The sequence below is a fragment of the Tractidigestivibacter montrealensis genome, from assembly GCF_024741235.1.
Lineage (GTDB): Bacteria > Actinomycetota > Coriobacteriia > Coriobacteriales > Atopobiaceae > Tractidigestivibacter > Tractidigestivibacter montrealensis.
Window position 1 is genome coordinate 675,648 of record NZ_JANSKA010000001.1, and the last position, 24,116, is coordinate 699,763.

The 24,116-nt window shown below is 58.9% G+C and carries 21 protein-coding genes; 9 read left to right on the top strand and 12 right to left on the bottom strand.

Going from position 1 to position 24,116, the window contains the following annotated elements; genetic code table 11:
* Positions 1–55: 55 nt before the first annotated feature.
* Positions 56–2,620, bottom strand: a complete 2,565-nt coding sequence (locus NVS32_RS02930) for an Aim21 family protein (protein ID WP_258498574.1) — start codon at positions 2,618–2,620, stop codon at positions 56–58.
* Positions 2,621–2,930: 310 nt separating this feature from the next.
* Between NVS32_RS02930 and NVS32_RS02935 the strand changes: the two genes are divergently transcribed.
* Positions 2,931–3,956 (top strand): helix-turn-helix transcriptional regulator, encoded by a 1,026-nt coding sequence (locus tag NVS32_RS02935; protein WP_258498575.1) that lies wholly within the window; start codon positions 2,931–2,933, stop codon positions 3,954–3,956.
* A complete protein-coding gene (locus NVS32_RS02940; protein WP_258498576.1) occupies positions 3,949–4,893 on the top strand; it encodes a helix-turn-helix transcriptional regulator in 945 nt (314 codons plus the stop codon). Before NVS32_RS02935 ends, NVS32_RS02940 begins: the two co-directional genes overlap by 8 nt.
* A 9-nt stretch (positions 4,894–4,902) precedes the next feature.
* Here the strand turns inward: NVS32_RS02940 and NVS32_RS02945 are convergent, their stop codons facing one another.
* The gene (locus NVS32_RS02945; protein ID WP_258498577.1) at positions 4,903–7,881 is read right to left on the bottom strand and encodes a helicase C-terminal domain-containing protein; all 2,979 of its coding nucleotides are present in this window, start codon (positions 7,879–7,881) and stop codon (positions 4,903–4,905) included.
* A gap of 1 nt (position 7,882) precedes the next feature.
* Positions 7,883–8,854, bottom strand: coding sequence for a D-alanine--D-alanine ligase family protein (locus NVS32_RS02950; RefSeq protein ID WP_258498578.1), 972 nt, complete (start codon positions 8,852–8,854; stop codon positions 7,883–7,885).
* Positions 8,855–8,962: 108 nt separating this feature from the next.
* Between NVS32_RS02950 and rlmN the strand changes: the two genes are divergently transcribed.
* On the top strand, positions 8,963–10,021 hold the full coding sequence (gene rlmN, locus NVS32_RS02955) for a dual-specificity RNA methyltransferase RlmN (protein WP_258498579.1): 1,059 nt from the start codon (positions 8,963–8,965) through the stop codon (positions 10,019–10,021).
* A 108-nt stretch (positions 10,022–10,129) separates the two neighbouring features.
* Here rlmN and NVS32_RS02960 read toward each other — a convergent pair whose 3' ends face one another.
* The 9 genes from NVS32_RS02960 to rpmH form a co-directional block, all read right to left on the bottom strand.
* Positions 10,130–10,375, bottom strand: coding sequence for a hypothetical protein (locus NVS32_RS02960; RefSeq protein WP_258498580.1), 246 nt, complete (start codon positions 10,373–10,375; stop codon positions 10,130–10,132).
* An 8-nt stretch (positions 10,376–10,383) separates the two neighbouring features.
* Positions 10,384–11,238, bottom strand: a complete 855-nt coding sequence (locus tag NVS32_RS02965) for a ParB/RepB/Spo0J family partition protein (RefSeq protein ID WP_258498581.1) — start codon at positions 11,236–11,238, stop codon at positions 10,384–10,386.
* The gene (locus tag NVS32_RS02970) at positions 11,231–12,031 is read right to left on the bottom strand and encodes a ParA family protein (protein ID WP_258498582.1); all 801 of its coding nucleotides are present in this window, start codon (positions 12,029–12,031) and stop codon (positions 11,231–11,233) included. The genes NVS32_RS02965 and NVS32_RS02970 overlap by 8 nt, the downstream gene beginning before the upstream one ends.
* 665 nt (positions 12,032–12,696) lie before the next feature.
* Positions 12,697–13,452 carry a 16S rRNA (guanine(527)-N(7))-methyltransferase RsmG gene (rsmG, locus tag NVS32_RS02975; protein ID WP_258498583.1) on the bottom strand — a complete coding sequence of 252 codons (756 nt, stop codon included), beginning with the start codon at positions 13,450–13,452 and terminating at the stop codon, positions 12,697–12,699.
* 149 nt (positions 13,453–13,601) lie between these two features.
* Positions 13,602–14,204, bottom strand: coding sequence for a Jag family protein (locus NVS32_RS02980; RefSeq protein ID WP_258498584.1), 603 nt, complete (start codon positions 14,202–14,204; stop codon positions 13,602–13,604).
* A 102-nt stretch (positions 14,205–14,306) separates the two neighbouring features.
* Positions 14,307–15,071 carry a YidC/Oxa1 family membrane protein insertase gene (locus tag NVS32_RS02985; protein WP_258498585.1) on the bottom strand — a complete coding sequence of 255 codons (765 nt, stop codon included), beginning with the start codon at positions 15,069–15,071 and terminating at the stop codon, positions 14,307–14,309.
* 27 nt (positions 15,072–15,098) lie between these two features.
* Positions 15,099–15,335 (bottom strand): membrane protein insertion efficiency factor YidD, encoded by a 237-nt coding sequence (gene yidD / locus NVS32_RS02990; protein WP_258498586.1) that lies wholly within the window; start codon positions 15,333–15,335, stop codon positions 15,099–15,101.
* The gene (gene rnpA / locus NVS32_RS02995; RefSeq protein WP_258498587.1) at positions 15,328–15,657 is read right to left on the bottom strand and encodes a ribonuclease P protein component; all 330 of its coding nucleotides are present in this window, start codon (positions 15,655–15,657) and stop codon (positions 15,328–15,330) included. The genes yidD and rnpA overlap by 8 nt, the downstream gene beginning before the upstream one ends.
* Positions 15,658–15,666: 9 nt before the next feature.
* Complete coding sequence (rpmH, locus tag NVS32_RS03000; protein WP_032110077.1) at positions 15,667–15,801, bottom strand: 50S ribosomal protein L34; 135 nt, start codon at positions 15,799–15,801, stop codon at positions 15,667–15,669.
* 393 nt (positions 15,802–16,194) lie between these two features.
* Between rpmH and NVS32_RS03005 the strand changes: the two genes are divergently transcribed.
* The 6 genes from NVS32_RS03005 (at position 16,195) to gyrB (ending at position 24,079) form a co-directional block, all read left to right on the top strand.
* Positions 16,195–17,298, top strand: coding sequence for an ATP-binding protein (locus NVS32_RS03005; protein ID WP_258498588.1), 1,104 nt, complete (start codon positions 16,195–16,197; stop codon positions 17,296–17,298).
* A 171-nt stretch (positions 17,299–17,469) separates the two neighbouring features.
* Entirely contained in the window at positions 17,470–19,032 is a 1,563-nt protein-coding gene (locus NVS32_RS03010) for a DnaA/Hda family protein (protein WP_258498589.1), read from the top strand.
* Positions 19,033–19,266: 234 nt separating this feature from the next.
* Positions 19,267–20,364 (top strand): DNA polymerase III subunit beta, encoded by a 1,098-nt coding sequence (dnaN, locus tag NVS32_RS03015; RefSeq protein WP_032110074.1) that lies wholly within the window; start codon positions 19,267–19,269, stop codon positions 20,362–20,364.
* 1 nt (position 20,365) lies between these two features.
* Positions 20,366–21,454 (top strand): DNA replication/repair protein RecF, encoded by a 1,089-nt coding sequence (gene recF / locus NVS32_RS03020; protein ID WP_118156609.1) that lies wholly within the window; start codon positions 20,366–20,368, stop codon positions 21,452–21,454.
* On the top strand, positions 21,447–21,983 hold the full coding sequence (locus NVS32_RS03025) for a hypothetical protein (protein WP_258498590.1): 537 nt from the start codon (positions 21,447–21,449) through the stop codon (positions 21,981–21,983). The genes recF and NVS32_RS03025 overlap by 8 nt, the downstream gene beginning before the upstream one ends.
* A 128-nt stretch (positions 21,984–22,111) precedes the next feature.
* Positions 22,112–24,079 carry a DNA topoisomerase (ATP-hydrolyzing) subunit B gene (gyrB, locus tag NVS32_RS03030; RefSeq protein ID WP_118156611.1) on the top strand — a complete coding sequence of 656 codons (1,968 nt, stop codon included), beginning with the start codon at positions 22,112–22,114 and terminating at the stop codon, positions 24,077–24,079.
* Positions 24,080–24,116 lie beyond the last annotated feature (37 nt).

Below are 24,116 nucleotides of genomic sequence, written 5' to 3' on the forward strand. Positions count from 1 at the left end.
CGCTGGCCGGCCCCCTTGGGCACGCAAGCTTACTTGAAAGGCGGCATACACACAGCTACGAGCGGCGAATCATCTCCGTGACCAGCTCGGCAACAGAAGCGGCTTGGTCTCCGTCAACATTCTCCGGCGCGTCCTGCTCGGTGCGCGAGAGTGCAGGCAGCCCGTTGTCGTCCAGACCCATAACCGTGACGGCGCGGACGGACGTACGCATGGCAACGGAGGCGTCGGTGTCCGTCCAGTCGAACGCCTGGGTCTTGAGATCCACGTTGAGGTCAGAGGCCGTTCCGGTGAGGAGCCTGAGGAGCCTCCTGTCTGCGCGGCGGGTGGGCTCAAAGCCCTCGTGCGTCAGAAGCGAGAGGTTACCAGCACCCACGCAGTCCAAGTTCACGAGAAACGCGCCGCGAATTGCAGACCGATGCTCAGAGAGGAAGGAGTGCATGCCAGCATGATCAAGGTCGGAAGCGCCAAGGGCGACAAACCAGATGTCATGGCAGGCAAGCTCGTCGTCACCCATATGGAGCACGGCGGCGCGAAGGTCATCCTCGGTGGGAACGTCAGAGGGTGCATCAACAGGAGGCTCATCGTCAGCGCCGCGCTCAGCGGAGACGTCAGAGAGTGGCGCGGTGCCGGCCTGATTGCTCTCAAGAGGAGACCCTGGCGCCTCGGAGGGGGCGTCCTCGACAAGGCGCAGGCCACTTCTCGTGGTGGCACCACCCTTCCAGGGATCAGAGTCAGAGCTCTCGTCCCAGTTCTCGGGATCCTCGCTCAGCCAGCTGCCTCGCTGGTTCTGGCCATGAGAGCGCGCACCCTTGTCCTTGTTGCGGTTAAACAGGCTGAAGCGATGCTTCGCGGCGGGCTGCTCAGGCGCTTCCTCCTGCACCCCCAGGTCATCCGCGCTAATGACGTCCAGCCCGTCCTGCTCGCCACTGGCAACGTTTTGTGCTGGCGCCTCGGCAGTGGTGCCAGGGGTAATCACAGGCACGTCCGCCTCGGTGGCACCGCCGCGAATGCGCTGGGCGTTTCTGGCGTCTGCGTCGCTCAGCAGGTTCCCCATGCTCCTCCGGGAAGGAGTCGCAGCTGGGTGGGCTGGCGCGAGCTGGGTTGCATCGGAATCGGACGCAAGGGGGTCAGACAGCTCAGAGGGGTCAGGAAGGTCAAAGAGGGCTGCGCGACGTGCCACGTCAGAGACCTGCGGCTTGAAGCTCGACCTTCCCCAGTTGGGATCATCGGGCTTCTCGGGACGCTTGCGCGGAGTCGGGGCGGCGGGGCGCGTGGATCCAAGATCATCGTCAGGCGTAGTGGTAAGGCCGGAGTCGTCCTTCTCGCCAACGCCATGTCCCTCAAAGCGGTCAAGCATGCTCGCAAGCTTCTTGCGGTCAAAGAAGTGGGTCTTCTCGGGCACGGAGGCAGTTGCATCGGCATCTGCGGGGGCCTCGGCGGGAGCTGGTGCGGCAGCGGTGGAGTCCGCGCCGCCCATGGGGGTGGCAACGGGCTCGGTGCTTGCATCCGCTACGTGAGAGACCGATGGCCTGGGAAGGCTCTCGGTAGAATCCGCAGCCCCGACCTGAGTCTGGGCGTCGATGCGCTCACCGGTGCGCACAGGACTACCGGGCAGCTCGGTAGTCTGGTCGGCGTCGATCGAGGAAGACCTCATGCTCTTGGAGGAGTCGACGTACTCAATCTCGCAGTCGGCAGGAAGGATGCCCAGGGCGGCAATGACGTCCTTGCCATGACGGATGCCAACGACCTCCTCGGACTGAGGTGCGGGTGCAGCGGCGGCAGAGGTCTCTGCAGCCCCTGCTGCCTGTGCAGCATCAGCTTGTGCAGCCTCTTCGGCCTGGGCGGCCTCCTTCTCGCGCTGCTCCCTCTCGATGGCACGCTGGGAGACGGGCTTCTCGCCAGAGGGTCGAACGTTCTCGAGGACGCCAAGAAGTGCCGCTACCGAGGACTTGTTGTCGTTAGAACCCAGCGAGCAGGTGGAGAACTTCTGATAGATGCCATCCGCGCCAAAAGCTACGGGCGGAATGGCGAGCAGGACGCCTGCAACCCAAAGAACCGAGCGAAGGGGTGCGGGCAGGAAGGAGAACGCTTGGAACAGCGCACAGAGGGTGACTGCTGGGACAAGCCACTTAAGCGCCTTGCGAAGCATGGGAACGTAACGGGAGAGGGGGCTTCCGTACAGGAAGCTGTCATGCGGAGAATCATAGTGGGCAACAACGACTATTGGCCTGTTTCCCTTGGCAACCAGCTCGCCCGTCGCATGGTGCACGGCAACCACGTTCTGGCTGCGTGCCGTGGGACCAAGCTTGGAGAGGAAGTCCCCGCCGATTCCAAGGCCATCGAGGATGAGCAGAACACCTGGCACCAGTGCCAAAACGACTCCCAGGGCAGAGATGCCCGTGCCCGAGAGGATGACCCCCACAAACATCAGCACGAGAAGCACGCACCGCACGAAGCGCCCGCTGCCGGGAGCATCGAACTCCTCGACGTTGACGTCGACGTCATGCTTCTTCATGAGGTCCGCAATAGTCTGAGCCGCCTGGAGCTCCTCCTGGCTGTTCGCAGGGGAGATGCCAATCTGGTCCTCCAGGTAGTCCAAATAATCATGTGTCATGGCCATGCTGTACGTCCTCCGCTGGTCACGCAGCCGTTTAGGTCGCGAGAATGCGCATATGCGGTATTGAGTATACGTCTTGAGGGACAGCGATATCACCCCGGCACCCCCTGGACGGTCGTCTGCACGGCAATTCCCCCACAACGAGACCACATGCGGCACCGTTCATCATGGTGCTCGGGTCCTGCATATTTCTCCGCGCGCACAACTCGCCGGGTTCCCTCCTTTCGACTATCGTCTAAACGTGATGGCGCACACGCAACGGCATGGGCCACGCGTCTACGTGGGCCGCCAAAGTAGAAGCGGGAGGACTGGGTTGGACGAACGAGAAGGCTATTCGGCGCTTTCGAAGGATGACGAGCAGGCAACGAGGATTGCCTCGCTCGCACTCGCCTTCATGAGCTCGGACACCATAAGCGATGACACCATCTGGCACTCGTTCTATCCGGACCTCACCAAGCCAGACTCATATCGCACTGCCTTTCGGCGGGATAGGGCTGCGCTCGCCGAATGCGGCATCATGGTGAGCCGTGCCGAAGGCCAAGAAGCGCTCTGGCGCGTGGATAGTGCTTCGTTTGTCGAGAGCACCGAGCTCTCGGACGAGGATGCCATGGCGCTTGACGTTGCCTGTCTCCCGCTTGTCGACGATCCGGACTTCCCCTACGGCGCCGAGCTTCGCATAGCGCTCTCGAAGATCGACGATGCCTTCGACTACCCCGTATCAGTATCTCTACCTGTCGAGGAGAGGATTCCCAGCAGGCAGCTTGCGACCCTTCAGGAGTGCAACCTCTCCGGGCAGGCCGCGCAGATAGACTACGTACGCGCCGATGGGACAACGGTCCAGCGCCTAGTTGCTCCCTATGGCTTCTTTGGCATGCGCGGTCATCTCTATATGGTGGCACCGTCTATCGACGAGAGAGGCATCGCCGTCAAGGGCTCCGCCCACACGTATCGCATCGACCGCGTCCGTCGGGCTTCTAGGGATGCGGGGCTGTCCTTCGAGATTCCGGAGGACTTCGACGTTCGTGACTGGCAGAAGCTGCCGTTCCAGCTCGGGCCAGTCACGTGCGAGGGGGTGTTTGCCATACCGGCAGAGTCGGCACATGAGTTTTCCCAGGTCACACTAGGCAAGGGTACGCTCTTCGAACCAGATGGCACCTCTGGTACCAAAGCCAATGCGGATAATGGCCACTCTCCCGCATCCCTCCTTTGGCGCGTAGAGATAAGCAGCGTTGAGGATGCGGCATCGTGGGCCATCGCGGAGGACGCCACGCCCATCGCACCGGCAGAGCTCGTCTCTGCCTGGCGCTCCAAGCTCAAGGGGGTCGTTGCATATGGCTAGTCGCAGGCAGGGCGCTGGTCGCAAGGGAGGTCTGCAAGAGGCCCGTGAGCTTGTTGCCATCATCTCGTCGCTCGACCACACAGGCGACAGCTTGGACGTGAAGACCATAGCCGGCCGTCTGGGAATCAGCGAGCAGGACGCCCGTCATCGCATGGATCTCATCCTTGCCGCGGGAGGCGAGGGCGCAGCGATTCTCCCTCTCTCCGAAGGCCAGGACAGCGGCCGCCTCACGCTCGAGGGTAGCTCTGGCAGCCACGCGAGAAGGCTTCGTCTCACCAGGTCAGAGACCGTCGCCGTTAGGGCGGCCCTCGACCAAATGGAAATCCCCGCAAACGCGCCCCTACGCCAGAAGATCGCGGCATCGCTCTCTTCTCAGCACCCCACCAACGGCCGAGCAATGGCGACATCCAGCGAGAAGACCCCTACGACAGGCAATCCACACACGGCCGAAGCGCTGCTTCAATGCTCCAAGGCCATAGCTCAGCTCGGCATGCTCGACTTCTCGTACCAGGGCGTTGCAGACAAGGCTCCGCGGAGGCGGCACGTGGATCCGCGCGGGCTGCGCAACGCAGATGGCGTCTGGTACCTTGACGCCTACGACCCCTCGCGCCAGGGCGAGCGCGTCTTTCGCCTTGACCGCATGACGGATGTGCTCATTGCGCCGGGAGAAGAGCTTCCCCCAGAGCCCCAGAGGGCCAGCACCGAGCGGGAGGTTCGCATCTTCTTTCGCGATAGGCGCTACCTCGAGCTTCTCGCATGGCCAGGTCTACGCGTAGAGCGCGACGAGGGATCCGCGGTCTTTGCGCGCATTCCCTACTACGGCGGCGAATGGCTGCCGCGGCGCATTGCGGCTTGCGCTGCCACCGCATCCACAATCGACCGCGAGGTCAATGCCCTCGCGGTCGACTATGCCCGTCGCAAGTTGGGAAAACAGTAGCGCCTGCGCCTATCGCTCGTGCGTCGAGCGCCACATCTCTATGTAGCGGCCCACGTTCTCGGTCTCGAGCATGGTCACGCTCTTTGAGGGTAGCGAACCTGTGAACGCCCGGCCGTAGCGCTTCTGAACAACGCGCGAGTCCGCAAGCACCAGCACGCCCCGATCGCTCGACGTGCGGATAAGGCGCCCCGCAGCCTGCTTCACCGAGATAACCGCCTCGGGCAGTGAGTAGCGCCACCACGCGCGGTCCTCGCGCAGGTCGCGCTCGCGAACGATGGGGTCGTTGGGACTCGCAAACGGCAGCTTGGGGATGACCACGCACCTCAGCGTGTCACCGGTGGCATCAAAGCCCTCCCAGAACGAGCGTAGCGCGAGAAGCGACGTGCGCTTCTCAGCCAGAAACTGCTGGCGCAGACGTCGCGGAGAGGAGCCACGCTCCTGGCACACCAACGCCAGCCCCACCTTGGTCAGGCGCGGCTCTAGTGCAGTGTACACGCGTTCCATGTCACGCCTATTTGTGAACAACGTGAGGACCGAGCCATCCATAGAACGATGCACGCTGTAGAGAAGCTCAACAAGTGCGTCCAGGTAATTACTATCGTTTGGCGCGGGCATATCTTTGGTCACAATGACCGACATGCTCTTATCGTAATCAAAACTTAAATCAAGTCGCACGTCTTTGTGCATACTTGCGGGCAGCCGGTCGAGACCAACCGCATGGTCAAAGTGTGAGAAGTCGTCCCTCACTGCCATGGTTGCCGAGGTGAACACCACGCTCTTCATCTCGGGCAGCCAGTTCTGGGCAAGGTCTGCCCCCACATCAAGCTTCTCGGCAAGGAGCTTCTCGGCGCCAATGCGTCGCTTGGAGCGATACAGCTCCGCGGAGTACACGTACGTCTGGTCCTCTCCGCCCAGGATGAGGCGCAGGCTCTCGAGCAGCTCAGACACAAAGCGCCCGGACTCCGTGAGGTCCGCGGCAAGCTGCGGCGCGACCTCCGCAAGCTTCTCCTCGGCCTCACCCAGGTTCTTTGCCGCCTCATCCAGGTGCGCCACGGCAGTAGACCCAGTCTCCGCAACGGCACCCCACTGCGACGTCTCCCGGACCTTATCATCAATCCAAAGGGTCACCATGTCATAACCGCCATCGCCTCTGGCAAGCGTGCCGAGCTCGTGCACCGCCATGAAGAGGTCGGCCGTAGAAACTGCCGCGCGCGAGACGGACGCCGCGGTCTTGGTGAGCAGCCCCTGCACAAGCGTGGCCCCTTCGAGCTTGGACACCGAGACGGATGTCATCACCGTGTGCAGCGCGCCGCTCTTGGTGCCGCCAAGCAGCTCAAATGCCGCACGCGCAGCGTCGCCGGAAACCTCGTGCGCCCACTGGCGCCGGGCCTCACCCTCGAAGGAGTGGGCCTCGTCGACCACCCAGTGGCGAATGGGCGGCAGAATCTTTCCCTCGGCGGCAACGTTACGAAGCAGCAGCGAGTGGTTGGTCACCACCACATCACCGCTGGCAGCACGGCGGCGCGCGCCATGGACCAAGCACTCGTTGGGAAAGTACGGGCAACGCGTGCGCAGACACTCGTTGGGAGTGGTCGTGAGCATCTGTCGCGGCACGTACCGCCAGCGAATTCCCAGCGCGTCCAGATCGCCGTCAGGAGACTGGCAGGCGAACGCATACGTCACGGCAATGGCCGTAAGCATGTCGCCCGCGATGGCGTTGTCCGAGCGGCCGTCGTTTCGTGCCAGCTCAAGCGGCAGGTCCTCCACGGCAGCGCGGTCGAGCCTGTGCAGGCACGGGTAGTGCTCGTAGCCCTTCAGGCTGTGGAAGGTGAGCCCTTTTGGCAGCGCATGGGCAAGTGCCGGCAGCTCGTGGGAGACAAGCTGGTCGGTAAGGGCGTTGGTCTTTGTCGCAATGCCTACGGTCACGTTGTTGCGCTGGGCAAAGAGGACCTCTGGCAGCAGGTAGGCAATGGACTTTCCAACACCCGTACCCGCCTCTATTGTCCGGTGTGTCGAGGTGGCAAGCGCGTCTCGTACCTCGAGCGCCATCGAGACCTGCTCTGGGCGCGTCTCGTAGTTCTCGTACATGCGTCCGACTATGCCGCCCGCGGTGAACTCGTCCCTAATGGTCTCTGGGGTTGGGGCGACAAGCGGCCCATCGCTCTCGGCAGCGTCTGCGCGCTGCCGCGTCTCCTCGCGGGAGACCAGCCCGTGACGCAGTGCCTTGAGCGAGAAAGGCTCGGGGCCCCTCTCGACGGCAAGGTGCGCAATGACGGGCCTAAAGGGCCACTCTACCTGGGGATGCATCTCGGAGAGCTTGCCCAGGAGCCCTGCTGGCAGGTCAGAGAGCCCAAGCAGGATGATGCGCCACATGCCACAGAGCGCGTCAACGTCGTCGCCGGCGCGGTGCGTGACCGAGTCGCAGCCAAACGCCTCTGCCATGTCAGAGAGTCGGTGGGACGAGAGGCGCGGAAGCGCGATGCGCGAGAGCGCAAGCGTGTCAATCCAGGTGTCAGACACCTCGGAGCCTCCGCGTACGCTCTCGATGAAGGTGCGGTCGAAGGTCGCATTGTGTGCCAGCACAGGGGAGCCGCCCACAAAGTCTGCCAGGGCGCGCACGGCCTCCTCGGGGCTGGGTGCGCCCGCGACATCTATGTCGCGTATGCCCGTAAGGCGCTGGATCTCTGGCGGAATCGGCCTGCCGGGATCGACAAAGGTCTCAAAGCGGTCGACCGCCTCACGGCCAGAGAGCCGCGCGGCGGATATCTCTATGAGCTCACAGTCCTTGAACGAGAGGCCCGTAGTCTCTGTGTCGAGCACAACGATGTCCTCTTCAAGCAGGTCAAACCCATGGGTGTGGGCCCGCTCGGCAAGGCTTAGGTAGTTGGCACGAATGTCCTCGGGCGTTCCAGGAAGAAGCAGCCGCTCGAGGGCGGCTGCAGTTCGTTCCATGTTCTTGTCTCGCTCGCCAGCACCGGCAAGAGCCATGCTATGCCTCCGACTTCCCATGAGCTTCAAGCGCATACTCCACGAACTTCTTGCAGAGCTCGGGGAACTCGATTCCACCGTGGCGGGCGGAATCGGGCAGGAGGCTGTTCTCGGTCATGCCAGGAATGGTGTTGGTCTCGAGAATCACCGGAGTGCCGTCCTTGCGCACAATGAAGTCGCTGCGCGAGGCACCCAGGCAGCCAAGGGCGCGGTGGGCACGAAGGGCCAGCTCCTGGGCAAGGGCATAGACGCCAGCCTCCAGACGGGCGGGAATCACGTGGTGCATCGACGATGGCTCGTACTTCACCTTGAGGTTATAGAACTCCGCACCGGTCACGATCTCGACAATGGGCAGAGCCTTTGGATCATCATTGCCAATCACGGGAACGGTGATCTCGGTGCCAGTGACGCACTCCTCGATGAGAACGCGGTCTCCGCCGGCCGATGCCCGCTCGACGGCCTCGCGAAGCTGAGAAGCGCTGGTCACGCGCGTAACGCCAAAGCTCGAGCCGTTGGCTGCCGGCTTCACAAAGAGCGGCAGCCCAAGCTCGTCCACGATGCGGTCGGTGTCGTCATCTGTGAGCTTTGTGCCAGCTGCAACGTCGGTTCCGCGCGGCGTGGGGATGCCAGCCTGGCGGTAGAGGGTCTTGGCAATCTCCTTCTCGGTGCTCACGGCGCTCCCAAGCACACCCGAGAAGGTGTAGGGCATGTGCAGAATCTCGAGGAGGCCCTGGATGCACCCATCCTCGCCGTAGTGTCCGTGCATGGCGACAAAGGCCACGTCGTAACCGCCGGCAACGAGCTTTGACACAAACTCGCCATCTGCGGCATCGAGCAGGTCAACACCCCTGAAACCCGCCTCGGTGAGCGCCTTCTGGCACGCGCGCCCAGAGTCCAGGGAAATTTTCTTCTCGTCAGACCAGCCGCCGGCGATAACGACAACCTTGAGGCCCAACACGTCCTGACTTGTCATGTGCTCTCCCTCGCATCTCTCCGCCGTGCGGTAGACTCAACTCACACGGAGACAGTAACCCAAAGAGGATACTCCACCACACCATACGACAAGGGCAAGGGGCCAGAAATGCAGACGGAAGACGTCAACCGAAACAACGAGAAGCTCGACCTAAGAAACTGTACGCGCGGCCAGCTTGAGACCCTTCTCGCAGAGCTGGGCCAGCCCAAGTTCCGTGCAAAGCAGATCGAGGACTGGGTATGGGTCAAGAACGCCACCTCACTCGACCAGATGACCAACCTGTCGAAGGCGCTGCGAGCCGAGCTTGCGGACTACGTCACGCTCGGAGGCGTCGAGGAGGTAGCACGACAGGTCTCGCAAGACGGTAGCCGCAAGTACCTGCTTCGTTTTCCTGATGGCGTTGCCGTTGAGTGCGTTGGCATGCCCTCGAAGAACCGCCTTGCCGTGTGCGTGTCCACTCAGGCAGGTTGTGCCATGGGCTGCGCGTTCTGCGCAACCGGCGCCTCGGGCCTTACCCGCTCGCTGACGGCTGGTGAGATTTACGAGCAGGTCATGCATGTGCGCGATGACTTCAACACGCGTGTTACCAGCGTGGTAATGATGGGGCAGGGCGAGCCCATGATGAACTATGACGCCACGCTTGCCGCTCTGCGGCGCCTCAACTCCCCTGAGGGAGCAGGCATTGGCGCACGTCACCTTACGGTGTCCACGTGTGGCGTTATCCCTATGATTAAGCGTTTTGCCAATGAGCCCGAGCAGTTTACGCTCGCCGTCTCGCTTCACTCCGCCAACCAGAGCACGCGCAACATCCTCATGCCTGGTGTCAAGAAGTACTCCCTCATCCACCTCTATGACGTGATGGGCGAGTATGTTGACAAGACTGGACGCCGTCCCACCTACGAGTACGCGCTTATCCAGGGCGTCAACGACAACGAGGACGAGCTTGGAGCCCTATGCGACTTCTGCCGTGGCACCCTGGCGCACGTAAACATCATTCAGCTCAACGAGGTTCCCGGCTCAAAGCTCAAACCCGCTAGCCCTGAGCGAGCCGAGGAGTTTGTTGCTCGTCTGGCTTCCGTTGGTGTGGAGGCTACCATCAGAAACTCCCACGGCGCTGACATCGACGCCGCATGCGGTCAGCTTAGGCAGCGTATGCAGGAGCTGTAAGCCGTTTAGCGCTTTACTTGAAGGGGAGGCAGTCACTCATAGTGATCGTCTCCCCTACATTAGAACATATGTTCTTAATTATCTCTTCCTACCGCTTCCGTAGATTCCCTAGTATCCAAGGTCTTTCCATTGCTGCATGGTTGTCTGGACGTTAGGTAGAGGTCCATCATCTGGCATAACGTCACCTCTCACCGAGTTAATAACCTCGTTTATGCGCTCGTAGGAGGTCTTAACCGTCTCCATCATCTTCTTAATATTCTGCTTGGCCTCGTCCGTGAGTACCTCTTTGTAGACCACATAGCCAACACCAGCAGCAGTCGCGATGACTACCACACCACGAAGTAGTTTCTTCATTCCTACTCCTAGTCCCTCGTGAGAAGGTCGACAAGGTGGGCGAGCGCATCCTCGTCCTCGAACTCAATCTCCACCTTGTTCCTTCCACGGACGGTCTTAACCTTGACGTTGGTATCCAGTGCCAGTCTCATCTGTCTTGCCGCACGCTTGAAAGACTGGGGTACAGGCTGGCGATGCACTGGCTCCGCATGACTGTTGTCAGAAAACAGTGGTGCAAGGGTTTCTGTCTGTCGTACCGACAAACCCTGAGCAACGACTTTCTCTGCAAGACGAATTCGTCCCTCCTCAGAGGGGACAGCAAGGATTGCTCGTGCGTGCCCAGCGGTCAGCTTGCCCTCACTCATAAGCTGCTGGACTTCGTCAGGAAGGTCAAGCAGTCGAAGCGTATTAGTTATCGCAGACCTCGACTTTGAGACGAGACGGGCTACCTCTTCCTGGGTGAGACCATTATTCTCAAGCAACTGTTTGTATCCCTGTGCCTCCTCAATAGGGTTGAGGTCAGAGCGCTGGAGGTTCTCGATAAGTGCGAGTTTGAATACGTCCTCATCACTAATGTCTCTGATGACGACAGGCACCTCGTCTAGACCCGCAAGTTTTGCTGCCTGGTAGCGACGCTCGCCTGCAACTATCTCGTAGGTAGTTCCTTTTTTACGCACGATAATGGGCTGAAGTATGCCATTCTGCTTGATGGAATCGGCAAGCTCAGCAAGCTCATCAGGATTGAAGTTCTTGCGTGGCTGACCTTTGTTCGGTTTAATCTTGGTAATTGGCAACGTTGAATCTGCGGCTGGAGCACCTACCTCTGCGTTCGCTTCGCCCATCAGTGATTCAAGTCCCTTGCCCAAACCAGACTTCTTAGCCACGGCGAATCACTTCCTTAGCAAGTTTAGTATAGGCAGAAGCGCCCTTGCTCATTCGTGCATACATCGTTACCGGCAAACCATGGCTCGGTGCCTCTGCAATCTTGACGTTGCGCGGAATGTACGTTTTGAATATCTGCTTGCCAAAGTAGTTTTCGCATTCCTCAACTACCTGGTGGGAGAGCGTCGTTCGCGTGTCATACATAGTCATGACAACACCAAATATCGAGAGTGAAGGATTAAGGCGACTCTTAACCATCTTCATTGATTCAATGAGCTTTGTAACACCCTCTAGGGCGTAATACTCGCACTGAATAGGAATCAGCAGTTGATCTGAAGCAACGAGTGCATTGATTGTGAGTAATCCAAGTGATGGGGGGCAATCGATAAAGACGTAGTCAAATTCTTCCTTAATCTTATCGACAACGCTTTTGAGGATGCTTTCGCGCGCCATTGCAGATACAAGCTCTATTTCTGCGCCCGCTAGTTGAATCGTTGCAGGAGCTACAAAGACTCTATCCTCAACTGTATCGACAATTACATCCTCAATTGGGAAGTCTTGGAGCAAGACATCATACATATCGTGCTCAAGATCTTCCTTCTCGATGCCATATCCGCTTGTTGTGTTCCCCTGAGGGTCTAAATCGATTACTAGTACCTTCTTCTTAGCCTCTCCAAGCGCTGCAGAAAGGTTTATCGCCGTCGTTGATTTTCCAACGCCGCCTTTTTGGTTGATAATCGCAAAAACTTTCGTATCTCTATTGGTAAATCCGCGTTTTACGTCTTGAAAGCCCACGAATGACCCCCAATTGCCGAGTATGTTTACGTCTAAACTGTGTTTGCTCACCAATGTGGTGTGTGACAATCATAGGGTATTGTTTCACGTGAAACTTCGAGAATCTTTTTCGAATCATCCATGTTTTCTACTCTGGCTAGTCAACATGCTTGTTTCACGTGAAACACTACTGGCCTGAAGTCTTTGTTTCAAAGTAATGCATATATCACTAATCTTCAATGGCTGAGCTATATGCCAAACATCGTCAATTACAAGGCGTTTCACGTGAAACATCGAAAATTTTGCTCCCCATTCGATATTGAAAACCTATCCAACTACAAGAAAGTGAAATTGCGAGTCTGAGATTCGACGATATCGTTTCACGTGAAACGTCCAAAATTGTCTCTCTAGGTTATATTACGACTTACTGAATACGAGAAGCTTCGATTGTCAGTCTTATCTAGAATGAAGCTGTTTCACTTATAACGGGATTAATGCCAAACTGAAGACAACAGTGACACCTAGGGTTGATCCTTAAAGCAGTAAAGCAAATCATGAGTCGTGTTTCACGTGAAACAGCGGAAATCAACCGCGTCATAGAAATGCGACTCTCACCGATGCAGTCCGGTGAGAGTCGCAACATATCTGTCCACAAGGCTTGGAAGTAATCAAATACTTACAGGGAATTACTGGAGTCCAAGGGGATTCCTCTTTGCCATGCCATTCTGACGTGGAAGCTTGATACGAGGGTTGCCAGTCTTTGTATATGCAAGAATGGTTCTGTGTCCAAGCTCATGAGGGAGATCATATTCAAACCGCCCTGATTCCTCAAGCCCGCAAATGTTTGCAGCACGAGAAGCAGCTTGAGGCTCCTCATCGCTAGGGTTGCCCTTGCCAAGAAGAAGCGTACCGTTCCTTCTCAAGCAAGGGGTAGCATATTCAATGAGAACATTCGTTTGGGCAACAGCACGAGCAACAACAACATCAAATCGAAAGTGACAAACTTCAGGAACTTCCTCAGCACGTGCATGTAGGCACAAGACACGATCAGAGAGCTCGAGCGCATTAGTAAACTCTTTAACGGCATTGACCTTCTTGCCAACAGAGTCGATGAGAGTGCTCTGACAACCACTCACAATTGTGAGAGGCAATCCTGGATAGCCAGCTCCAGTACCAACATCTAATAGCTTCTCGCCTGGCCCCAATACAGTGGGGTTATGAGCAATAAACAACAGAGAGTCGAGAATATGGAGGACAATGGCCTCATGTTCGTTGGTAATCCTTGTGAGATTAATAATTTGGTTCTTCTCATCAACGAGCTCTAAATGTCGAATGAGTAGCTCGACCATTTCTGGGGTCACAGTAAGCATCGAAAGGTCTGTATCAGAGGCAAGAAGCTCAAGCAACTCATCCTTAAGAACCTCGTGGGAAGTATTGGCCATCTTCACTCCTTATATCAAAAACTAATGGCTCCATAGAGAGATATATATTGCCAAAAACTCACGAATCAAAAGATTTTGGCAAGAAAAAAGGGAGGGTGACTATCTCACCCTCCCAAACTGTAGCGCATGTAGAAACAATGAGAGCTGGACTACAGCTTAACCGGCGTCACAACAACGTACCGATCAGGGTCATCGCCCTCAGAGTGTGTGGTGACCTCGGGATCATCACGCAGCGCAAGGTGAACCAAACGACGGTCGTACGCATTCATGGGAGCAAGCTTGACGCTGGAACCATGACTCTTGGCACGAGAAGCAGCATTGAGGGCCATCTGCTCAATCTTCTTCTTTGCACGGCTGCGGTAGCTCTCAATGTCAACAACAATGGGATAGTAGAACTTGAGACGGCTGCTCAAAAGCGTGGAGATAACCGTTTGCAGAGCCTCAAGCGTGCGACCGTGGCGGCCAATGAGGACGGCAAGGTCTCCACCGCTCACATCAAGAATGAGCTCGCCCTCATCGCCATCGTACTCGTCAATGGACGAGTGCGTCTCACCAAAGAGATTGAGAATTCCGCGCAGGTACTCAACGGCAACATCGGCAATACGGTCGGTCTCGTCATCAGTCAGAGCAACGCCAGCCTCGTAGTGCTCACGAATCTGGGCGAACTCGTCATTAGGAGAGCCCTGCGCAGCGGTATCGCCAGAGACAACCTCCTCAGACTCGACTACCTCGTCGAGGATTCCTTCCTCCATCACAAACCTCCAAAACAGGTAGGTATATAGCAAAGTAAATATAACTAATAATGCATATAGATAACATTATTAGTAAGAATGATGAATGTAGAACCTCAGAAGTTAGTTCTTCTTGTGCGGGCGGGGCTTCTTCTCCTTGCGCACTACGTCAACGGTGACGGAGGACTGGTTCTGCATGCTCTGCTCAGCCTCTGCCTTGGCCTTCTCCATAACCTTACGCGTCACGAAGTACTGCTGCACAATGCCCCACAGCGCAGAGGCATTGTAGTAGAGGACAACACCGGCGGGAATGCTCCAGCCAAACCAGGCCATCATCACGGCCATGATGGCACCCATACCGAGCTGCTGCTTGCGCTGGTCCTCGGACACCTGGCCAGAGTTAATGGCCATCTGCAGGAACGTGAGGACACCAAAGAGAATGACGAAGAAGATGTAGATAGCAGCAGGACCCCAGCCTTCGGAGCTGATCATGCCACCTGCAGATCCAGCGAGCGAAGGGATGATGCCGTAGAAGCTTGCATCCGAGGGGATGCGGTCACGAGCCACCGTAAATAGCGCGAAGAAGACAGGCATCTGGAGTAGCACAGGCAGGCAACCCATAACGGGGTTGAAGTGGATGTCAGAGTAGAGCTTCTGCATCTCCTGAGCCTGGAGCTCGGGGTCATCGGCGTACTTGGCCTGCAGCTCCATGATCTTGGGTTGTGCGGCCTGCATACGAGCCGAAGACTCAACCTGCTTGTTCATCAACGGCATGATAAGCACGCGGATGATTACGGTAAGGATGATGATTGCGAGTCCCCAGTCCCCGCAGAATCCCTCAATGCCCGCGAGCACGCCGGCGAGAAAGTCAATAATCCAATCCCACATGGTTCCTCCGTGTGTGTCCCCAAACAGTTAGGGAACGGGGTCGTATCCACCGGCGTGGAGGGGATGGCACCGCAAGATGCGCCTCACGGCAAGCCACCCGCCCTTCGCCAGACCGTACTTGACTATGGCCTGTCGAGCGTACTCCGAGCAGGTTGGTGTGTAGATGCAGTGCGGCAGGAACAAAGGCGAGATGCGACGCTGGTAGAACCTAATGGCCCTCGTAGCGGTACGCGAAAGTGCAGACTCCCCCTTGGACTCAGCCACACACCACACCGGCCCTCTCGAGCAACCTCTCAAGGGACGTCGCCACGCGCTCGGGGGAGCTGTCATGGGTCTTGTCGGTCGAGAAGAGGATTACGTCGTAGCCGTCACGCGGTAGCGAACAAGCGCGTGCTGCCTCTCGCAGGACGCGCTTGCACCTATTTCTGTAGACGGCGTTTCCAAGCCTTTTTGGCGCAACGAAGGCGACCTTCGCCAGGTCGCCTTCGCTCGTTGGCACCACTCGAATGCGCAGTAACGCGTCGTTGTAGCGCTTCCCGCGCGAGAAGACCCTCTCAAATTCGGCACGCGATTTGATGGTCTCCATGATGGTGTGTTAGACGGTGAGCTGCTTGCGGCCCTTAGCACGACGACGTGCGAGAACCTTGCGGCCGCCCTTGGTGGCCATACGGGCACGGAAACCGTGGGTCTTGGCGCGCTTACGCTTGTTGGGCTGATACGTACGCTTCATGATGTATTCCTCCCATACGGGTCTAATGTCTTGAGCACTAAGCCCAAAGATTGTAAGGGTCTCTCCGTCAAGATGTCAATTTAATGCAGAATAACTGCACGGATTCTCGGTGGGTTGTCTCATGGTAAGGCTCAGCGCTGGCGCGCCAGTCGCAGAAATGCAGTGCAAGAAATCTTCCATGAGACGAAAAGAACGTACCAACCTGCTGACAACTTTCGTCCTGATGCTATGATTTTCCAGCCGGTATTTCACGTTTAGACCCAGTTATCAACCGTGTTTCATCCTTTGTTGAAAACTTTCGTTCACATAGAAATCCAAGTGAAAGTTTTCATCCAAGGTTCAAACGTGGTTGAAAAGTCAGAGCTGGCGAAAAGAATCAAGAGGTAAAGCGGGATGGACCACGCGTTCTATCCGTTCGTAGACAACACGCCCCAGGACGCGGGCGAGAAGGACGAGAAGTCCACAGAGAGTTCCCAGGGCGAAGGCGGCAGCAACGCCTCCCAGGGCGAGCTTGGGGCTGTGCGCTATCCCGCCCGCATCGCCATCTACGACGACGCGGCGGCCGCCCCGCGCGTGGTGGTCATCGAGCCAACGGACATTCGCAGTTACCTCGAGGAGATCACGGCAACCGTTAACCGCCTCGCGCACGAGCAGGGAAGCACTATTCCCTTCACCGTGATTCGCGAGATTGTCGAGAACTTCATTCACGCCTACTTCATCGCGCCCACCATCACGATCCTCGACGAGGGCAACACGCTGCGCTTCTCGGACCAAGGCCCAGGCATTCAGGAGAAGGACCTGGCCATGGAGTACGGCACGACCTCCGCAACCGAGGAAATGAAGCACTACATTCGTGGCGTTGGGTCGGGCCTCCCGTACGTACAGCAGTACATGACCGACAAGGGCGGTAGTCTCACCATAGAGGACAACATCTCTGGCGGGACCGTCGTGACAATTTCCACCAGGCCCAAGGAGGATGCCGAGAGGCGCGCCGCACCGGGAAGGACCGCGGGGACGGCGCCACAACAAGTACAACCTCAGATGCCACAGGGGTACGGACAGGTTCTATACCCCACACAGCAGGCACCAGGTGGCTACCAGCAACCCTACATGCCAGGCTACCAGCAGTTCTACCAGCCAGCGCAGACCCAGGTCCAGCAGGGTTTCTACCCCCAGCAGGGCTACCCGCACCCGGCCTACCAGCAGCAGGTACCCGTGCCCGCGCCTGCGCCCGCACCAACCCCCGCACCCGCGGACGAGCAGCAGCCTCCCGCATGGGCTGCCGAGCTTGGACGCATCAACCTCTCGGACCGCTCGCAGACCATTCTCGAGTACCTCTCGGCGCACGAGATGGTTGGCCCTACTGAGCTCGTGCGGACCTATGGCAGGTCTGCACCCACGTGGTCGCGCGAGCTTGCCAACATGGTGCAGATGGGAATCCTCAAGAAGGTCGGCCAGAAGTACTACCTCACGCAGCTTGGGCAGAGCTTCGTGTAAGTCGTTTGACCTTCTCGCCAGCCTATACGTAGGGTTTTCAACATTTCTCGTAGTTCTCGACGCCTGCAAGGTTCATAAGGCAGAGTTTTCAACATTTTCCTTATAATGGGCTATTGCACGAGACAGGGGGGCGCAACATGCGCCCGCAGACGCCGAGAGGGACACGCAGGCATGGGACCAGAGATTGACTCAGATACCGAGGCATTGTGGCAGGACATGTTTGACCTGGTAAGCAAGCGTCACCTGCCTGGCTCGGTCATGGCAATGCTGCGCAGCTGCGTACCCGTGTCGCTCGACCCCGGCGTGCTCCACGTAGAGACGCACAGCCGCACGGTTAAGAACCGTCTCTCGAAGAACCTCGACATTATCAACGAGTGCCTCACCGAGGCAGCCTTCGAGCCAACTGCGCTCGACCTCTCCTTTGTACAGGACCCCGACGCGGCACCGCTCACAACAAGCTCGGCAGTGACACCCGAGGAGGCTCGCAGGTGGATGGCGCCGTCTCCTCAGGCAGTGGCTCCCATACCAACACCGGCGCCCGCGCCGCAACCACGGGCCCCCGAGGACGCGTGGCTCGACGACAACGCTGCAAAAGAGGCTGCCGGCCACGAGCGGCGAGCAGCAAACCCGCTGGTAGATGACATCTCGGAGATGGATTCCAAGCTCACCTTCGACCGCTTTGTCGTAGGCGACGAGAACACCTTCGCCTACCAGGCCGCGCTCCAGGTGGCAAACGGTGAGAACCGCACCTACAACCCCCTCTTCATCTACGGCAAGAGCGGCCTGGGAAAGACGCACCTCCTGCGCGCCATCCAGAACTACATCTCGGCGAACGACCCCACGCGCGTCTGCGTGTACAAGGACGGCTCATCCTTCATCACCGACTACACCACGGCCATGTCGCACCGCGAGAGGTCGGCGCCAGACATTCTGCGCGACAACTACTACGACATCGACGTCCTTATCATCGACGACATCCAGAAGCTCGCCGGTAAGGCAGGCACCATCGACTTCTTCTTCGATGCCTTCAACCACCTCACAAGCGCCGGCAAGCAGATCGTGCTGGCAGCGGACCGCTCTCCCTCGCAGCTGGGCGCCGAGGGGGCCTTCGACGAGCGCGTGACGAGCAGGCTGGACTCGGGCTTCTCGACATCGATCCAGGTACCAAACTACGAGCTCAAGCTGCGCCTCATCACCACCTTCTGCGAGCGCATGCACGAGGACGCAGCCGAGGGGCACGTAGGGCTTGCCATCACGGGCACCATCTCGAAGGAGAACATAAGCTACATGGCCGAGCGCGCGGGCACCAACATCCGCGTGATCGAGGGCTTCTGCCAGCGCTGCCTCATCGCCGAGACCCACCGCGAGCAGCGCGGCGAGGAGCTCTCGCGCGAGGACATCAACCGACTCGCCAAGGAGTCGTGGCCAAACGGCGAGAAGCAATACAAGATTGAGGAGATCCAGCGCGCGGTGGAGCAGTACTTCGACATCTCACACTCGGACCTCGTGGGCGAGAAGCGCAACAAGGACATCATGAATGCCCGCCACATCGCCGTGTGGCTCTCCAAGGAACTCTGCGACGCCACCTACGCCGAGATTGGCGAGCACTTTGGCGGCAGGAGTCATGCCACGATGCTCAACAGCATCCGCGTGGTGGACAAGAAGCGCAAAGAGGACAAGATTTACCACGATCGCCTGGTGCAGATCCGCGACAACATCACCGAGAACACGTAGGTCAAAAAGATGGGAGAAAGGCGTAAGAAAACCCTCGAAAAGTGGGTGCACAATGTAGAGAGAGTTATCGACACGCCTTCGACCGTCGAGAACCGCAGGCTCAAAGAAGACGAGCCAAAAGATTTGTTATGGCATCTACCAGCGAGTTTGCGAGTTCTCGACTTTTAGACAGGCCTTATTACTACTATTGCTTTTATATATAGATAAAGAACTAATAGATAAGAGAGGGCAGCCATGAGGTTCACCGTAAGTCAGTCTTCGCTTCTCAAGGCACTGTCAGTCGTTGCCAAGGGCATGGGGACAAACTCAACCCTTCCCTTGCTCTCGGGCATCTACATCAAGGCCGAGGAGGGAACCCTCGAGTTCCAAACCAACAACCTCACCATCACGATTCGCCACCGCATCCCCGCGAACGTTGAGGAGCCCGGCGAGACGGTCGTCTCGGGCAAGATGCTCACAAGCATCGTGAAGACGCTGGATGACGCTGCGGTAACCTTTGATGGCGGCGAGCGGACTATCTCTATCTCATGCGAGAAGTCCTCGTTCCGCCTGAACACCCTGAACCCCGCCGATTGGCCGGCGTTCCCCGAGTACTCACTTGAGGACGCAACGGAACTTCCGAGCGAGCTGCTCTCCAGCATGGTAGACAAGGTCTACAAGGTGACCTCCAAGGAGACCACGCGCCCCATCCTGCAGGGCATCCTGCTCACGGCCTCTAACAACACCATTCGCCTTGTTGCCACGGACTCCTACCGCCTCGCCGTCTGCGACGCCTCCGCCGAGACCGGCGAGGGCGAGTTCCGCACCATCGTGCCTGGCTCCGTCTTCCACGACGTACTGTCGATGCCCAACCTCGAGGAGCGCATCTCCATTGGCACCACCGACAGCCAGGTGGTCTTCACCTTTGGCAACACGACCTTCATTTCGAGCAAGATCGAGGGGAACTTCCCTGATTACCGCCAGCTCCTGCCGTCGAGCTGCAACACCTCGGTGCACATAGAGGTCGAGGCCTTTGCCGCGGCGCTCAAGCGTGTCTCGGTGGTGGCCATCTCTAACGCCTCCGTGCGTTTTGACATCGATGCAGATGGCAAGGTCATGCGCCTCTCGGCGTCCTCGCCCGACCAAGGCGAGTCCACCGAGCTTCTGCCCGTTGAGGTCGAGGGCCAGAGCCTCTCCATCGCGCTCAACTACCACTACGTCTTTGACTGCGTGAATGCCATCTCCGACAAGAAGGAGCTGGTCCTGGAGCTGCAGAGCAACATGCAGCCCGGCATCTTCAAGACCAACGGCAAGGTCAACTACCTCTACATGCTGATGCCCGTCCGGATGTAGCGTGGGTCTTCTCGTAGAGAGCCTAGGGCTCGAGCAGTTCAGGAACTTCCGCGAGCGCGAGGTGTCCTTCTCGCCCACGACCACGATTCTTGTGGGGAGAAACGCCGTGGGCAAGACCAACACCGTCGAGGCGCTGCAGATGCTCACGGCGGGGGCGTCTTTTAGACACCCCACGCCTTCGCAGCTTATCCTTGCTGGCTGTGAGCGCGGCCGCATTCGCGCCCGGCTTGCGGGCGACGGGCGCGTGGTGGATGTTGCCTGTGACATTACCCCACAGCGCAGACAGTTCTCGCGCAACGGCAAGCACTGCCAGGCGGCAGACATGCCCTCCTCGCTCATGAGCGTGCTCTTCTGCCCAGATGACCTCTCGCTTGTGAAGCGCGGTGCGTCCTTCCGCCGTGCGGAGCTGGACGGCTTTGGCTGCCAGGTAGCCGTGGGCTACTCAAAGCTCCTTGCCGCCTACACCCGTGCCATTGAGCAGAGAAACCGCCTGCTCAAGGACGAGAGGCCCGACCTCTCGTTGCTGAGCGCCTGGGACTCGTCTGTCGCCGTGGGCGGAGCGACCCTGCTCCAGGCCCGCGTGCGCCTCTTTGGGCGTCTGCGAGAGAAGATACTGGACGTCTACGGGAGCATCGCCGGCGGCGAGGAGCTCACCTGCACCTATGAGAGCACCGTCTGCGACGACCCCCTCACACTCTCGCGCGAGGAGCTTGCCGAGCGCTTCCTTGCACGCTTGGAGGAGGTACGTCCGGATGACCTGCGCCGCCAGCAGACCACGGTGGGACCTCACCGCGACGACGTAGCATTTGCCATCGACGGCAGAGACGCCCGCAGCTTTGGCTCGCAGGGTCAGCAGCGTTCCATCGTGCTGGCACTCAAGATGGCCGAGGTGCTTGTCTCGGAAGACGTTACCGGCTCGCGGCCGCTGCTGCTCCTGGACGACGTGATGTCCGAGCTGGACGAGACGCGCCGGCAGTCCGTGATCGAGTTTGCCCAGAGCGGCATCCAGACGGTGGTCACAACCACCAACCTTGGGTACTTCTCGGACGAACTCCTAGGGCGCTCGAAGGTGGTGGAGTTTGGTGAGTGAGGACTACGAAGGCATATCGTCGCTGCTCAAGGGCATGTTCTCAAGCCCCGAGGCGCGTCGTTCCATGAGTGCCAACCAGCGCGCGGCCTACGTGTGGCACAACGTGAACGGCGATGTGGAACGTGCGCACACCACCGGCGTCTTCCTCAAGGAGCCGCATGTGAAGGGCGCTGCCCCCATACTGGGCGTCTACGTGGACTCACGCATGCGCGCCGTGGACTTCAGGGCGAACCGCGAGGTCTACAGGGCTCGCCTCTCCATGGGCGGCCTTGAGGTCTCCGAGATCGAGTTCATCGTCTCTCAGTACGGTCACGGCGCAGCGCCTCGCAAGGAACATGTAAGCGGTGCCGCTGCGGGCGAGATGCCCAAGACACCGCTGCCGGAACTTACCGGAAGCGAGCAGGATGCTGTCAAGAAGCTTGCAGAATCTGTACCGGAATCTCTCAGAGGGAGCGTCTACAAGGCCATGAGCCTGTCATTTAGGCGCGAAAAGAGCAGAGACACGAACGACGGAACTTCTCGGCCCTAACACGCCTCTCCGTGGCGCTGATGCGCAGGGATTCTGTTTTAGACCCACCAAATTCTTGCGTGCCGAGAAGGAAAGTGCCCATGGAGTACACTTGACTCTGTATCTTGCTGAGCTCTGAGGGGAGTCACGTGGCAAAGAAGAACGACAACTCGTACGATGCGAGCGAAATTAAGGTCCTCGAGGGCCTTGAGGCCGTGCGCAAGCGTCCTGGCATGTACATTGGTACCACTTCGTCTGCCGGCCTGCACCACCTGGTGTGGGAGATTGTCGACAACTCCGTCGACGAGGCCATGGCGGGCTTCTGCACCAAGATCAAGGTGACGGTCCACCCTGACAACTCCGTGACCGTCGAGGACAACGGCCGAGGCATCCCCGTGGCCAAGCACCCCCAGAAGAAGATCTCTACCCTCGAGGTCGTCCTCACCATCCTGCACGCCGGCGGCAAGTTCGACAACCAGGCCTACAAGGTCTCCGGCGGCCTGCACGGCGTGGGCGTCTCGGTGGTGAACGCCCTCTCCAAGAAGATGGTGGTCCAGGTCAAGCGCGACGGCGGCATCTACGAGATGCAGTTTGCGCGCGGCAAGGTCACCGAGAAGCTCAAGGAGCTGGGCAAGTCCAAGGCCACCGGCACCACCATCACCTTCTGGCCCGACGACACCATCTTCGAGACGACGGTCTACGACTACGACACCCTGCATGACCGCCTGCAGGAGACGGCGTTCCTCAACAAGAACCTCAAGATCATCCTCACCGACGAGCGCGAGCTCACGCCCCGCGTGGACGAGTTCTGCTACTCGGGTGGCATCATCGACTTCGTGAAGTACCTCAACGGCTGGAACGGCCAGAAGTACGAGAAGGAGGTCCTCCCCGGCCTCTCGAAGCCCATCTACATCGAGGGCAAGTCAGACCCCGATGCTCCCTTCTCGCAGATGGGCGAGGTCGAGGCGGCCCTGCAGTGGAACACCACCTACTCCGAGCACACCCTCTCCTTTGCGAACGACATCTACACCGAGGAGGGCGGCATGCACCTCGAGGGCTTCAGGACCGCCCTCACCAAGGCCGTGAATGACTACGGCAAGCGCCAGAACATCATCAAGGAGAAGGATCCCAACCTCACGGGCGACGATATCCGTGAGGGTCTTACTGCCGTGATCTCGGTCAAGCTCCCCGACCCGCAGTTTGAGGGCCAGACCAAGGCAAAGCTTGGCAGCTCCTATATGCGCACGCTCACCAACCGCATCGTGAGTCAGGGCATGGCCGAGTACCTCGAAGAGCACCCCAATCAGGCCAAGGAGATCCTGAAGAAGGCCTCGCAGGCTGCGAAGGGCCGCCTCGCCGCGCAGAAGGCGCGCCAGGCCACGCGCCGCAAGGGTCTTCTCGAGAGTGCCAGCCTGCCCGGCAAGCTTGCGGACTGCTCGGTGCGCGACCCCGAGATGACTGAGCTCTTCATTGTCGAGGGCGATTCCGCAGGTGGCTCGGCCAAGATGGCGCGTGACCGCTCCATCCAGGCAGTGCTCCCCCTGCGTGGCAAGATCCTCAATGTGGAACGCGTGCAGGAGCACCGCGCCCTCTCGAGCGATACCATCACTTCGCTCATCACGGCCATTGGCACGGGCGTGGACCAGGAGTTCGACATCAACAAGGCGCGCTACCACAAGATCGTCATCATGACCGATGCCGATGTCGACGGCGCCCACATCCGCATCCTTCTTCTCACGTTCTTCTACCGCTACATGAAGCCCATGATTGAGGCCGGCTACGTCTACGTGGCACAGCCGCCCCTCTACCAGCTCAAGCCCAAGGGCAAGAAGCACGGCAAGTACATCTACACCGACGAGGAGCTTGCCGTCGAGGCCAAGAAGTTCGAGGACTCCACCAAATACACCGTCCAGCGCTACAAGGGCCTGGGCGAGATGGATCCCGAGCAGCTGTGGTCGACCACCATGGAGCCCAAGAACCGCATCCTCCTGCAGGTGACCATCGATGACGCCATGGCGGCCGAGCGCGCCGTCTCGGACCTCATGGGAACCCAGGTCGAGAAGCGCAAGGACTTCATCCAGACGCACGCCAAGGATGTGCGCTTCCTCGACATCTAAGGCCTCTACCAGGCGCTACAAGCGAGAGATGAGAAAG